This window comes from Neorhizobium tomejilense (assembly GCF_964254135.1).
Taxonomy (GTDB): Bacteria; Pseudomonadota; Alphaproteobacteria; order Rhizobiales; family Rhizobiaceae; genus Neorhizobium; species Neorhizobium tomejilense.
This window is the reverse complement of record NZ_CAXUSO020000002.1, coordinates 684,735-698,183: the sequence shown is the minus strand read 5'-3', so window position 1 is coordinate 698,183 and position 13,449 is coordinate 684,735. Positions and strand designations below refer to the sequence as shown.

The following is a 13,449-nucleotide window of genomic DNA, read 5'->3' as shown; positions in this document are numbered from 1 at the left end:
AAGGAAGCTCAACCAGGAGATTTGCAGATGGCACAGACTATCGGGACACATGGCGAGCCAGACCTCAGGCCGGCGGGCCTGCGCGGTGTCGCCGCCGATTTCGCGTCGGATCAGCGCGCCTTCAAGACCGCCTCCTGGGGCAAGGCGATGATGTGGATCTTTCTCCTGAGCGATACCTTCGTCTTCGGCTGTTTCCTGATCGCCTACATGACCGCCCGCATGTCGACGCCGGTCGCATGGCCCAATCCGAGCGAGGTCTTCGCGCTGCATATCGGCGGCCAGGACGTGCCGCTGATCCTGATCGCGATCATGACCTTCGTGCTGATCTCGAGCAGCGGCACCATGGCGATGGCGGTCAATTTCGGCTATCGCCGGGAACGCCACAGGACCGCAATGCTGATGCTATTGACGGCGCTCCTCGGGGCAGGCTTCGTCGGCATGCAGGCCTTTGAATGGACGAAGCTGATCACCGAAGGCGTGCGCCCCTGGGAAAACCCCTGGGGGGCGGCACAGTTCGGATCGACCTTCTTCATGATCACCGGCTTTCACGGCACCCATGTCACGATCGGCGTCATCTTCCTCCTCATCGTCGCCCGCAAGGTCTGGCGGGGCGATTTCGACCAGGAACGGCGCGGCTTCTTCACCAGCCGGAGAGGCCGTTACGAGGCCGTCGAGATCATGGGCCTCTACTGGCACTTCGTCGACCTGGTCTGGGTCTTTATCTTCGCATTCTTCTATCTGTGGTGAGGTCGTCATGAACGAGACAACGGCGCATGCACACATCCAATCTGGACAGCAGCTACAAACCGGGCAGCAGCATCCGATCCGGCTCTACCTCTTCGTCTGGGGCCTGCTGTTCGTACTCAGCGCCTTTTCCTACATGGTCGATTATCTCGGCCTCCAGGGCTATCTCAGATGGACACTGATCCTGTTGTTCATGATGCTGAAGGCGGGGCTGATCGTTGCGGTCTTCATGCACATGGCCTGGGAGCGGCTGGCGCTCGTCTACGCCATCCTGCTGCCGCCGCTGCTGGTGCTGGTTTTCGTCGCGCTGATGGTATCGGAAGCGGATTATACGATCTTCACCCGCCTCGCCTTCTTCGGCACTGGTCCCTGACGGGCAGTGCCGAAGCCGGTTTTCCGACCTACCGACCGGTGCCGCTCCCCAGGACGGATTCCGGTTCAACGACCTTGCGATACAGATGCCAGGTCGCGTGCCCAAGTACGGGGATCACGATAGCCAGACCCGCAAAGAACATCGCAAAGCCGACGACCAGAAGCACCGCCACGATGAGACCCCAGAGCATGAATTCCATGGGATTGACCACGAAGGCTTTCATCGAAGTATAAACCGCTGTCGCCGCACCAGTGTCGCGATCAAGAAGCAGCGGAAATGCAATGACTGTGGTGCAAAGCACGGCCAGAGCGAAGAGGAAGCCGACGGCAATTCCGTAGAGGATCAGCTGCCAACCCCTGCTCGTCGCAAACACCTCGTTGACGAAAATCAACAGCGATTCCGGCCGTTCCGGCCCGAACAGGCTGACATAGAGCGACTGCGCCGTCAGAAGCCACAGGATAAAAATCACCGCCAGCATGAGACCGATGGCAAGGATTGCCGGGACCGCCGGGGAATGCCTGATTTCGAGCGCATGCTGCCAGGAGGTGTCAAGGCCAAGCTCCCGCCGGCGGCTGATCTCATAAAGACCCAGCGCCGCTATCGGACCGATCAGGGCAAAGCCTGACATCAGCGGAAACAGCAGCGGCAGCGCATTGGCACCGGATGTCCAATACGCCAGGACCACACCGGCCATAGGGTAGATCAGACAAAGAAAGACGTAGTGCGACGGCTTGGTCCAGAAATCATCCAACCCCTGACGCAGCGAGGTGAAGACATCCGCCACATTGATGCGCCGCACGGTGGGATAGGCCGCCTTCCTGGCGCCTCCCGCGATCACGTGAAAATGTGCCATAACAATTCCTCTCCATTCTTGTCACAGACAACAACGACCACAACGGATACCCGCGTTAGGAACGGCGCCATAGGACTGAACCTGCACGCCTGAAGATTATACACCCCCGGTCGAAACTTGACCAGCGGCGCACCCTACGGCGCAGAATTGCTGCGCAAGTCAGCCGGCTCCGACCAAATGACATAAGTTTCAACCGTAACCAAATTTTCTCCTTCTGAAATCGTGGCGTAGCCCTGAGCGCCCAGATTCGCACCTGAGCAGACAGAAGCCACAGTTCGCCGAATGGATGGCCACAAGCCAGCCGGTTGCGGCTGTGACATGCTCTGAAAGAGAGGTGATCATGGCCAGTCAATTTTCGCAGGCAGCACGTCCGGCCAAGCATACGAACGTCCAGCCGATGGCTACGCCGGAACTTCCTTCCGCCGTCCCGCTGATGGCGCTTTCGACCGGGTTCTGGGCCTTCAAGACGCTGGCCGCTGCGCACGAGTTGGGCCTCTTTAGCCGCCTTGCGGGCGGCGTCGGCACTACGGTTGCCGGGCTGGCGGAAGAGCTTGGTCTGAACCCACGCCCGGCCGAGATGCTGTTGACCGGCTGCGCTGCACTCGGGCTTCTGGAGAAAACGGACGGGCGTTATCGCAATACGCCGTTAAGCGAAGCCTATCTAGTGCGCGGGACACCATATTACTTCGGTGGCTTCGTGCAGATGGCCGACAAGCGGCTCTACGCAGGCTGGGGCAAACTTACCGAAGCGCTGCGAACGAACCGGCCAACCACGTGGGACCCGGAGGTACAATCCTCGCTGTTCGACGGCGAGGATCCGACAATGCTGGCGTACTTCTGGGAAGCGATGCATTCGATGTCCGCGATGAGTGCGCGCAAGCTCGGCGAAGCCGTGGATTTCAGTCGTTTCCGCCGGCTGCTGGATATCGGCGGCGGATCTGGCGCCTACGACATCGAGCTCTGCAAGCAATATGACGAGCTTGGTGCGACCGTGTTCGACCTGCCGCATGTCGCCGAGATCGCCGCAGGCAAGATTGCCGAGGCCGGCCTCGCTGACCGCGTGGATACCGTCGGCGGCAGTTTCTTCGATGGTCTTCCGGACGGGCATGACCTACATCTTTTGTCGATGATCCTGCACGACTGGGACGAGGCGACGAACCGCGCCCTGCTGCGCCGGTCCTTCGAGGCTTTGCCGAGCGGCGGTGCAGTCGTCATCAGCGAGCTTCTTGTCGATGACGAAAAGACCGGGCCAGTGCCGGCCGCGCTGATGAGCCTCAACATGCTGATCGAGACGGAAGGAGGACGAAACTACACGCCGGCCGAATATTCGGCATGGCTCGAGGAAGCCGGATTTAGGCACGTCGAGACGGTCTGGTTCGGCGCGCCCGCCGCCAGCGGCGGCGTGATCGGCCGCAAGCCGTAAGGTCTAAAACGGAGTGGAATAGGCGCTCTGCCGTCCACTCCCAAGAATATGCCCCCGATCTGGAAAAATGGGAGGCCGAAATGCTTCACACCGAAACCCGCAGCAGCCGTAAGTTGTCGAGAATGCGCCCGCCTGGATCCGCGCTGAAAACCACGGTAGCTGTAATCCGGGTTCTCATAACCTGGCAACTGACCACCACAAGACGTCGGGCAATCGCGCATTTGTCCCCCGAACAGCTGAGAGATATCGGTTGTTCCGAGGTTCCCGTGCCAGTATTTGAAATCAAGCCATGTCTGATCACGAACCTGATGTCGATGAAGTAGCGAACCGAATTCCGACGACCGCCGGGCATTCTTATGGACTTTCATCCGGTCCTCCGAGAATCACTGAAGCTTCGACAACCTCAGCTTCCCGGTCGAGACCGGATGGACCAACCCAATGAAAGCTCACGCCTAGCTAGGAGATTGTTACGGGGGTCGTTAACAAATAGCCTGCTCCACGCTCCGTGACGATCAGCTTCGGGTCGCTGGGATCCTGCTCCAACTTGCGGCGCAAACGCAGAATCTGCACGTCGATGCTGCGGTCGAAAACCTCCTCGTCGTGCACGCGGCTGGCACTCAGCAATTGGTCACGCGTGAGCATTTGCTGCGGAGAACGCAGGAATGCCGTCAGCAGATTGAGCTCGCCCGCGGTCAGCGGAACCGGCTTTCCTTCTGGAGAAACGAGGCGGCGCATCCGCATGTCCAAATGCCAGCCGGCGAACCAGTAGCGGACCCTGCGCTCGTTGCTGCGCAGGCGCTGCTGAGCGGCGGCGGAACGGCGTAGCACCGCTCTTATGCGCGCCAGCAGTTCACGGGGGCTGAAGGGCTTCGTCAGATAGTCATCGGCACCGAGTTCGAGACCGACGATCCTGTCCGTTTCCTCGCGGCGGTGTCCGGTGACGACGATGATCGGAGCTTCGGGAGGAGTGCCGAGGCGACGCATCAGATCGAGCCCGTCCTCGCCTCCCAGCTTCATATCGAGGATAATCAGGTCGACCGGCTTTTCCCGCAGGACCGATTCCATCGTCTGCCCGTCGGCAACTGCGCTGACGGTGAAGTTCTCTCCTTCCAGGTACTCGGCGAGCATACTGCGCATGTCCGGATCGTCATCAACGATCAGCACATGGCTCGCTGCGGAGGAGGTCATGATGATTGCTCCGATCGCTCGCGCCGCTTTTACCATTAAAGCGCCGATTTTTGGCGGTTTCGTGTTGAAATGGTCGTGCACCTCGCCTGGCTGCAGCCCGGCTCCCGAATCGACCGGGTGATGAGAACACCGGCCATCGGCGTGGCCGGTGCCGGACTCTTGCTCCTTTGCTTCACCGCGTTGATGCCATGGCCGCCGATGGCGGCGCTCGGCCAGACCGCGCAGGATGCCGGAGAACCCATCGCGCCCCTACAGCCCTCGGAGGCAACTGATGCCGCCAGGCTGTCGCTGGGCGAGCTGCTCTTTCACGACCCGCGTCTGTCGGGTGACGGGACGGTCGCCTGCGCGTCTTGCCACGATCTAACCGCCGGAGGAGACGACGGCCTCGAGCGTCCCGCCGGGGCCGAGGGCAAACTGCTGGATTTCAACGCCCCCACGATCTTCAATGTCTCGCGCAATTTTCGCCTGAACTGGCGCGGCGAGTTCCGCAGGATCGAGGAGCAGAACGAGGCTGCCCTGCTCGATCCCGACGTGATGGGCGCGAGCTGGAATGAACTGCTTCGAAGACTGCAGGGCGACGCTGGCTATCTCCGGAGATTTGCGGCTGCTTACAGTTCCGCCCCCACAAGGGACAGCGTCCTCGACGCACTGGCCACCTTCCAGCGTTCCCTCATCACTGTCAACGCGCGTTTCGACCGACATCTTATGGGCCAAAAGGGTGTGCTCACCTCCGAGGAACTGCGCGGCTACGAGCTCTTCAAGGAATATGGCTGTATCGCCTGCCACCAGGGGGCGAATGTGGGCGGAAACCTGTTCCAGCGGTTCGGCATCTTTGCCGATCCCTTCACGGATCGCGCGAGCGAAGACGATAGCGATCTTGGCCGCTTTACCGTCACGGGTCTGGAGCAAGATCGTCATGTGTACCGGGTTCCCAGCCTTCGCAATGTCGCGCTCACGGCGCCCTATTTCCACAACGGCCGCACCGCTTCGCTCGAGGAAGCGATCAGCATCATGGCGCGCGCGCAGCTGGGTCGCGAATTGCCGCAAGACGACATCGCATCGATCACTCGCTTCCTGAACACGCTGACGGGCGAGTACCGTGGGCGGCATCTTGGCGAAGGGCGAAAGCCATGAGACGACTTCCGTTCCTCGCCGCCACACTGGTGGTGTTCCTCGTTGTCCTGACCTATTTCCTGGCGCAAGGCACTTCCATCAATGCTCCGCGGTACGAACGCGCGGACGCGCTACAATCGGTCATCCTGTATGACGCCGAGCTTCAAAGGGACGTGCTGCTCGGACGGGCGGGGCTGCTGCCGAACTATGACCCACTTGTCGGGTCGATGAACAACTTGCGGGTGGCCGCGGCCGACCTACCCTCCGACGACGGTTCGATTGGAAATGCCAGCTCCGACATACGGCAAAAGACCGCCGAGGTCGCCAGAGCGGTCGCCGAGCAGGAGGCGCTCGTCGAATCCTTCAAGTCGGACAACGCATTGCTGCAGAACTCGTTGTCCTATTTCAATCACCTCAGCCAGCGCCTGACCTCTCGAAACGGACAAGCGGGCGTAGCGGGCGAGATCGGCATGCTGACGGCAGCCATGCTTCGATTCATCAACGCGCCCCGGCGGGATCTTGCGGAAGAAGTCACGAGTTCGATCAATGCGTTGGAGCGTCGTGCAGTGGAGCCGCCAGCAACAAGCGACGTCCACTCGCTGATTTCCCACGCCCGACTCATCATTGGCACACTGCCGCGCGTCGACGGTCTCGTTGCCAACATCCAGTCTGCCCCGCTGGGCCGTGCCGCACGGTTGCTCCAGAACTCCTATCTCCAAGCGCATTCCCGCGCGACCAGGCGAGCCAACATTTTCATGAGCCTGCTTTACGGCGTCGCAGTCGTATTGATGGGCTATGTCGCCTACTTGTTCGTCCAGCTGCGCGCCAACAGAGATCGGCTCAAGGCGAGGCTTGAACTGGAGCGGCTAGTCGCCGAGATCTCTACCCGGTTCATCAATTTGCCACGCAGTGAAATCGAGCCTGCAGCGCAGGGGGCGCTTGCGCATCTGGCATCTCACCTGAAAATCACCGGAGCTGAACTCGTTCTGCCTAAGCCGAACGACTACGACGGCGTTCAGCACGAGCCTGCCGACGGCATCGGCCGGACCGAAAGCTTGGCTCGACTTATCCATAACTGGCGCGTGGATGGCCATGAAACGCAAGGCAGCATTCATGTTCCGGACATCGCAAGACTCCCTGACGGCGACGAGAAAGCGGCGCTGGCGCATCTTGGGATCCGGTCCCTGCTCTCGATCCCAATAGACATGGCCGCAAGAGGCCGGGGTGCGGTACTCCTTTTCCACGAGCGCCCGCATGCCTGGGGGGAGGACGACGTCGCGCTCGTTCGTACTGTAGCTGAAGTGTTCGCCAATGCGACGATCCGTGAACGCAGCGAGGCCGAGCGCGAAGACCTGCAACTGCGGCTCAATCGCTCGCAGCGGCTGGAGGCGATCGGAACTCTGGCGGGCGGGATCGCCCATGAGTTCAACAACATACTGGGTGCCGTCCGCGGCTACGGGGAAATGGCCCTGGCCATCCTGATTAAGGATTCGCGCGCACGCAGATATGTGCTGCAGATCATGAAGGCGGGCGAACGGGCGCAGGATATCGTCGAGCAAGTCCTGGCTTTCGGTCGCCTTCGCGAACGCGAACAAAAACTCCTTGATGCGCGAACCGTCGTGGCAGAGGCCGTCGATCTCGTGCGGGCGTCGCTGCCCGCCACCATATCCCTTCATGTCGATTTGGCCGTGCACGATGCCGCCGTCATGGGCGATGGAACGGAGCTGCAACAGGTAGTCGTGAACCTAGCGACCAATGCTGCTCAGGCCATGAACGGCAGCGGCGCGGTCCGGGTCGTTCTGAAAACCGTCTTCATGCCGCACGAACGCGAGCTGTCGCATGGCGCGACGCAGGCCGGGCGCCATGTCCTGCTACAGGTCTCGGATAGCGGTTCCGGCATCGACCCCGCGGCGATGGAGAGGATCTTCGAACCATTCTTCACCACCAAGCCCGCCGGCCAGGGCACTGGGCTGGGGCTTTCCACCGTTCACGGAATCGTCTCCGCGCACCACGGCGCCACCGATGTGCAAAGCAAACCCGGACAAGGCGCGACATTCTCCGTTTACCTCCCGCAAATCGAGGCGACGGTGCACCCGGAGCCTGACCACGACCGATCCGTCCCGCAAGGTCACGGCGAGACGATCTTGATCGTCGAGAACGACGAGTCGCTCATGCTGCTCGGCGAAGACATGCTCGCGGCGCTCGGCTACGAGCCGGTGGGCTTCGGACATGGCAAGGCAGCGCTGTCAACATTCCGCGCCGATCCCGGACGCTTCGATCTCATTCTCACCGATGAGATCATGCCGGAGTTGAGAGGCACAGAGCTTGCAAGTGTCATACACACCATTCGTCCCGACGTCCCTATCGTGCTGATGACGGGATATACCAGGACCCTCAAGCCCGAGCGATTGCAGGCCGCAGGGATACGCGAAGTGCTGAAGAAGCCGCTGCTCTCGAGAGATCTCGGCGATTGCCTCGCACGTCAACTGCCCGCCTGAACAACGTTCTCAGTACCGGCGACGAACCCTTTCCGCCGTTACATCCGTAACGCAACAGCCCCTGCACTGAAATCACCAGGTAGCCGCGTCTCCGTAAGATCGCCACGTGTCGGCCTGCAACGTGACGTCGGCCAGCCGTAGCCTATTCAACCGAATTGAAAGGAGCCGATGATGATCCGCTACGCCACACTGGGTACAAGCCTCGTTCTGTATGGGCTTCTCGGCCTTGCGATCGTCGGGTCGGTTCAGGGCATGGCCCAATCAACCGACATCGAGCGCGGTCGCTATCTCGTGAAGATCGGCGGATGCAACGATTGCCATACCCCGGGATATCTTACGACTGCAGGCAAGGTGCCGGAGGAAAACTGGCTTGTTGGAGATGCGATTGGATTTAGCGGTCCCTGGGGTACCACCTACCCTTCCAATCTACGCGGTTTGCTCGCGAAAATGACCGAAGACGAATGGGTGGGGTATGCTCGCTCGCTGCAGACGCGGCCACCGATGCCTTGGTTCAATCTGCAGGCTTTTGCGGAAGACGACCTGCGCGCGATGCATCGCTACATCCGCTCGCTACCGAAAGACAATCGCAGCGTTCCCGATTTCGTGCCGCCCGGGCAGCGTCCCTCGACGCCCCACATCGTCATGGTGCCGCAGGCGCCGGGTTAACGCGGTTGGCCCGTGGGCATGAGGTTCGACATGCTTCCCGTCTCACGCGGACTTGGGCGCAGAGCGCCGCTGTTGCAGCTGTAACCCTCATTCCTCGCCGCTGAAATCGGGACGTAGCAGACACGAGCGACATTGTTTCACCGAGTTGACGGTGGTTTTCGCCAACCAAAGACGAACACGGGAGAGGACCATGCAGAAGGTTCTTCCTGATCATAGGCGGCCAAACGGCATCGGGCCTGGATCGTATGACGAGGCTTCCTATGCGCTGGGCTATTCGAAACACGAACTCAGGCGGCTTGCCTTGCAGGCCGCGTTCATTCGCGATCTCACCGAAGATTTCCTGCGGCGAGCCGGGCTTGCGCGTGGCATGCAGGTACTCGATCTGGGCTGCGGGGTCGGCGACGTGTCGCTGATTGCAGGCCAAATTGTCGGGCCTTCCGGGGCGGTGCTGGGCGTCGACCGCTCGAGGGAGGCCATCGAGATCGCCGAAAAGCGGGCGGTGGAAGGTGGGCAATGCCATTGGGTTCGGTTCGACGTCGCCAAACTTGAAGATTTCAATCCGGACAGGAAGTTCGACGCGATCATCGGCCGTCTGATCATGATGTATCTGCCGGATCCCGGGGCGACGCTGCGGCGGCTCGCCGATCGCCTTCGGCCCGGCGGAATAGTGGCGTTTCAGGAAATGGCGATGCCTTCGGTGCGAAGCGTCCCGGACGGGTTGGAGTTCCGCCGCTGCAGGCGCTGGATCCTGGAAACCTTCGAGCGCGGCGGCTTTGAGGTGGACATGGGGCCAAAGCTGCATACGACCTTTCTCGAAGCAGGACTGCCGGCACCGCAGATGATCGCTGCCGGGCGCGTAGAAGGCGGTCCGCAATCCTTCGTCTACGACTATGTCGCGGAAACATTGCGCAGTCTGCTGCCGTTCATGGAGCGACTTGGGATTGCTTCGGCCGAGGAGGTGCAACTCGATACGCTCGCGGATCGATTGCGCGCCGAGGCCACTGAGAATTCAGCCTGCATCATGCCGCCACCACTCGTGGGCGCGTGGACACGCCTGGACGTCCCACTCAACGAGGAGCGATGAAATGCGTGAGACTACATCGATAGAACCTGTTGCGCACGTTATCAGGCGCGAAGACATTGAGGCTTTCGAGGTCTTCGGCCCGACAGTGGAATACCTGACACAGCCTCGGGATGGAGAACCGTGCATCATGCGGGGCACGATCCCGCCGCATGTTTCGGTGCCGCTTCACTCTCATGCTGACCCGGAGACGTTCATGATGATTTTCGGTGTCGTGGAAGGACTCAGCCATTCCGCAGACGGTTTCGAATGGATTGAGGTCCGGCCGGGCGACATCTTCCACGTGCCCGGCGGAGCCATGCACGCTTTTCGCAACCAGACAGGCGAACCGGCCATCATGCTGATCGTCAGCACCGACAGGATCGGGCGCTTCTTCCAAGAAGTAGGTTCGCCGGTACGTGACGGTCCTCAGGTGCGGCCGTTCGACCCGTTCGAACGCTTTCTTCAGGCTTCGAAGCGTTACGGCTACTGGAATGCCAGCCCGGAAGAAAACGCCCGCGTGGGAATCGTCCTGACGACGCCGTGAACAGCGCGGTTTTCGCCCACGCCTCCAATCGACCAGGAGATTGATACGATGACAAAAATCTCAGTGATCGGCGCAGGCACGGCCGGTCTAATCTTCGCCTACGCATTGTTGCGCAAGGGATATGAAGTGGCGGTGTATTCCGATCGCACACCCGACCAGTGGCTCAATCATTCGAAACCAACGGGAAACGCCTTCCTCTTTGGCGAGACGATCGACGTCGAACGCGAGCTGGGCATGGACTACTGGTCACAGGACATGTTGGGCGCGAGCGGCGCGCTGGTCCACATGAAGCCGGCCATCGAAGGATCCGAACGGATGATGGTTGCCGGCTCCTTTGGATCGTACGGAGGTGCCATCGACATGCGGATGCGCATCCATCGTTGGCTCAGTGACTTGGAGGGTCGTGGTGGGCGACTGATTGTCGAGTCCGTTACGGCCGAACGAATTGACGAGATTGCGACCCATTCCGATCTAACCGTACTGGCAGCCGGTCGATCCGAGCTGGCCGACCTTGTTCCGCGCGACCCGGGAAGGAGTGTCTATGACGCGCCGCAACGCCACCTCGCAATGGTGGTGGGCATACGCTTTTACCAAGATGTTCCTGGAGCCGCTTACGGAACCGGCAGCCGCGGTGCTGGGAGAATGCGGCCGCAATCGACTGTTCGCAGACCAGAAGTTCTTCGGGAATTTCTCGAGGCCGCAGAATCTCTTCCCCTGGATAGAAGACACTGAAGCTGCCCGCGGGGTCATCGAAGCCTACCAAGCGCGAAAAGCGGCTTGAAGGTCCTCCAGGCATCGAATGGTTTCCTCAACCCTTTGCCTGGGCGATTCGTTCGAGGAAGGAGCAGACAATGCGCGACATCGAAAGCAAGGAGTTCGTTCTTGCAGGCATCGTCATGAAGTGCCTGTTGTCCGGAGAACAGACCGCCGGCCAGTTTTGCCTCTTTGAGAACAAGAGTGACGGAAACACAAAGACACCGATCCATGTCCACACCCGGGACGACGAGACGGTTTACGTCATAGAAGGCGAACTGACCGCGGTGCTCGATAGCCAGCCTCGACGCCTGACTTCCGGCGAGAGCATCTTCCTGCCCCGCGGCATTCCACACCAGCTTACGAACATGAGCGGCAATCCTTGCAGATACATCTTGATCGGGACCCCCGCACTATTTGAACGCTTTCTCGAGGAGGGTGGCCACGAACTGCAACCGAACGAAATCGTAGGAACGCCGACGCCTGAGGAGATCGCGCGTCTCCGCGAGGCCGCGCCAAGATTCGGCATCACCTTGCTCCCGGATTGGCCGCAGCCAAGTAACGCTCGGAAGGTCTTTTATGGGGCCGATTCCAGAACGTCTGCTTTGGGCCGGCTGGAATGATGGCGGACCCTATCCTTCATCAAAAGCGGATACTACGCGCGGAAACGGCGCCGGTACTCGGATGGCGACAGACCTACGATCCTCTGGAACACCTTCCTGAACGCGCTTGCATCCGTGTACCCAACGCGCCAGGCGATCACTTCCACGGGATACTTGCCGAACTGGAGCAACTCGCGTGCCTTGTTCATGCGGAACCGCTGGAGGTACTCGGTGACCGTCATGCCCGTTGACTTGCGGAACCGGCGCAGGAAGGTCCTTTCCTCGAGCCTCGACTTGCTCGCCAGGTCGGCGAGCGTGATGTCGTCCGCGAACGACGCATGAAGCAAGTGCTGCGCGCTGAGCACCGCCGTGTCACCGTGGTTCAAGCTAGGCACAAAGGTACTGTAATATCGCTGTTCCCGGCCGGGAGGATCGATGAGCAGTGTGCTTGCGGTCTCCATCATCGCCGTGGGGCCGAGATAGCGATCGACGAGCTTCAGCCCTAAATCCGTCCAGGCCATCATGCCGCCAGCGGTGATGATGTCGCCGTCATCGATAATCAGCCGGTCGACGTCTAGATTGACGTCGGGGAAGCGCGCCACGAACGCCTCAGCAGCGCCCCAATGAGTGGTGGCTGACCGCCTGTTCAGCAGGCCGGTTTCGCCCAAAATGAAAGCGCCGACGCAAACTGAGGCCAAGATCGTGCCGGCTGAATGCAGTCGTCGCAAACTCGCTGCGAAAGTACGGGCGACCTCGGAAGGGACTGGTCCGCCTTTGCCCGAAGGAACTATGACCACGCTTGGGTGGCCGCTCCGTTCGGCAGGGACCAGATAATCGCTCTCGATCCGCCATCTCGTCACTCTCAGGGTCGGTCGGTCAGGGCGGTTGGCGATCTCAAATAGGTCTGTAAGGCCGAGTAGAGCGGCCTCCTGCGCGCCAGGATACTCTAGCAAGCCGATGTCGATGGTTTCGGGCATATGTCGTTTCCAACCCGTTCTTTGTCATTACCGCCAATAGCGTCATCTTTGGTTGCCGTCCATAAGAGACGCTTCGAAAGGATGAACTCCATGAACAAGCAAGCAATCGTTGTCGTCGATTTCCAGAACGACTATCTCACCTCGGGATCTTGGCCGCTAATTGGTATTGACGCCGCCGTAAAAAAGGCGGCCGAGGTGATCAAGCATGCCCGGTCCAAGGGTGTGCCTGTCATCCACGTGCGCCATGAGAGCCCCGAGGGCGCGCCATTCTTCGTCGCCGGCTCTCCCGGCGCAGAGATCATTCCGGCAGTCGGTCCCAACGACGGTGAGCAGGTCGTGGTGAAGAATTATCCGAACGCGTTCCGGGATACTGACCTCAAGGCCAAGCTCGATGCTGAGGGTGTCACGGATGTGATCATTGTTGGCGCCATGACACACATGTGCATCGACGCAACCGCCCGAGCTGCCGCCGACCACGGCTACAACGTCACGGTCGTCCAAGACGCCGCAGCCACGCGCGACGCCGAGTTCAACGGCATGATCGTGCCGGCAGGCCAGGTCCACGCGGCCTTTATGGCGGCACTTGGCTTCGCCTATGGCAAGGTCGTCGCAGCCGATGATTTCCTGAAGTAGCTATTGTGGGCTCGCGTCC

14 protein-coding genes are annotated in these 13,449 nt (G+C 60.6%); 11 read left to right on the top strand and 3 right to left on the bottom strand.

Going from position 1 to position 13,449, the window contains the following annotated elements; all coding sequences use genetic code 11:
• Positions 1-27: 27 nt before the first annotated feature.
• Complete coding sequence (locus tag ACSQ3G_RS26015; protein ID WP_105403356.1) at positions 28-747, top strand: heme-copper oxidase subunit III family protein; 720 nt, start codon at positions 28-30, stop codon at positions 745-747.
• Between the two features lie 7 nt (positions 748-754).
• Positions 755-1,117, top strand: coding sequence for a cytochrome C oxidase subunit IV family protein (locus tag ACSQ3G_RS26010; RefSeq protein WP_436112297.1), 363 nt, complete (start codon positions 755-757; stop codon positions 1,115-1,117).
• A 28-nt stretch (positions 1,118-1,145) separates the two neighbouring features.
• Here ACSQ3G_RS26010 and ACSQ3G_RS26005 read toward each other — a convergent pair whose 3' ends face one another.
• Positions 1,146-1,970, bottom strand: a complete 825-nt coding sequence (locus ACSQ3G_RS26005; protein WP_436112296.1) for a DUF2189 domain-containing protein — start codon at positions 1,968-1,970, stop codon at positions 1,146-1,148.
• Between the two features lie 340 nt (positions 1,971-2,310).
• Between ACSQ3G_RS26005 and ACSQ3G_RS26000 the strand changes: the two genes are divergently transcribed.
• Entirely contained in the window at positions 2,311-3,393 is a 1,083-nt protein-coding gene (locus tag ACSQ3G_RS26000) for a methyltransferase (protein WP_436112295.1), read from the top strand.
• Between the two features lie 456 nt (positions 3,394-3,849).
• Here the strand turns inward: ACSQ3G_RS26000 and ACSQ3G_RS25995 are convergent, their stop codons facing one another.
• A complete protein-coding gene (locus tag ACSQ3G_RS25995) occupies positions 3,850-4,581 on the bottom strand; it encodes a response regulator (protein WP_436112294.1) in 732 nt (243 codons plus the stop codon).
• Between the two features lie 69 nt (positions 4,582-4,650).
• On the opposite strand from ACSQ3G_RS25995, the gene ACSQ3G_RS25990 reads away from it, so the two are divergent.
• From ACSQ3G_RS25990 to ACSQ3G_RS25960, 7 genes are all read left to right on the top strand, one after another.
• Positions 4,651-5,715, top strand: coding sequence for a cytochrome-c peroxidase (locus ACSQ3G_RS25990; protein WP_436112293.1), 1,065 nt, complete (start codon positions 4,651-4,653; stop codon positions 5,713-5,715).
• Complete coding sequence (locus tag ACSQ3G_RS25985) at positions 5,712-8,192, top strand: two-component system VirA-like sensor kinase (protein ID WP_436112292.1); 2,481 nt, start codon at positions 5,712-5,714, stop codon at positions 8,190-8,192. Before ACSQ3G_RS25990 ends, ACSQ3G_RS25985 begins: the two co-directional genes overlap by 4 nt.
• Positions 8,193-8,363: 171 nt before the next feature.
• Positions 8,364-8,858: a hypothetical protein gene (locus ACSQ3G_RS25980; protein ID WP_436112291.1), complete on the top strand. Its 495-nt coding sequence runs from the start codon at positions 8,364-8,366 to the stop codon at positions 8,856-8,858.
• Positions 8,859-9,048: 190 nt separating this feature from the next.
• Positions 9,049-9,942 carry a class I SAM-dependent methyltransferase gene (locus ACSQ3G_RS25975; protein ID WP_436112290.1) on the top strand — a complete coding sequence of 298 codons (894 nt, stop codon included), beginning with the start codon at positions 9,049-9,051 and terminating at the stop codon, positions 9,940-9,942.
• Between the two features lies 1 nt (position 9,943).
• The gene (locus ACSQ3G_RS25970; RefSeq protein ID WP_105403349.1) at positions 9,944-10,465 is read left to right on the top strand and encodes a cupin domain-containing protein; all 522 of its coding nucleotides are present in this window, start codon (positions 9,944-9,946) and stop codon (positions 10,463-10,465) included.
• Between the two features lie 48 nt (positions 10,466-10,513).
• Positions 10,514-11,197, top strand: coding sequence for a hypothetical protein (locus tag ACSQ3G_RS25965; RefSeq protein ID WP_436112289.1), 684 nt, complete (start codon positions 10,514-10,516; stop codon positions 11,195-11,197).
• Positions 11,198-11,316: 119 nt separating this feature from the next.
• A complete protein-coding gene (locus tag ACSQ3G_RS25960) occupies positions 11,317-11,841 on the top strand; it encodes a cupin domain-containing protein (protein WP_436112288.1) in 525 nt (174 codons plus the stop codon).
• Between the two features lie 32 nt (positions 11,842-11,873).
• On the opposite strand, the gene ACSQ3G_RS25955 is transcribed toward ACSQ3G_RS25960, so the two are convergent.
• Positions 11,874-12,797: a GlxA family transcriptional regulator gene (locus ACSQ3G_RS25955; protein WP_436112287.1), complete on the bottom strand. Its 924-nt coding sequence runs from the start codon at positions 12,795-12,797 to the stop codon at positions 11,874-11,876.
• Between the two features lie 90 nt (positions 12,798-12,887).
• Between ACSQ3G_RS25955 and ACSQ3G_RS25950 the strand changes: the two genes are divergently transcribed.
• Complete coding sequence (locus ACSQ3G_RS25950) at positions 12,888-13,430, top strand: cysteine hydrolase family protein (RefSeq protein WP_436112286.1); 543 nt, start codon at positions 12,888-12,890, stop codon at positions 13,428-13,430.
• The last annotated feature ends 19 nt before the right edge of the window (positions 13,431-13,449 follow it).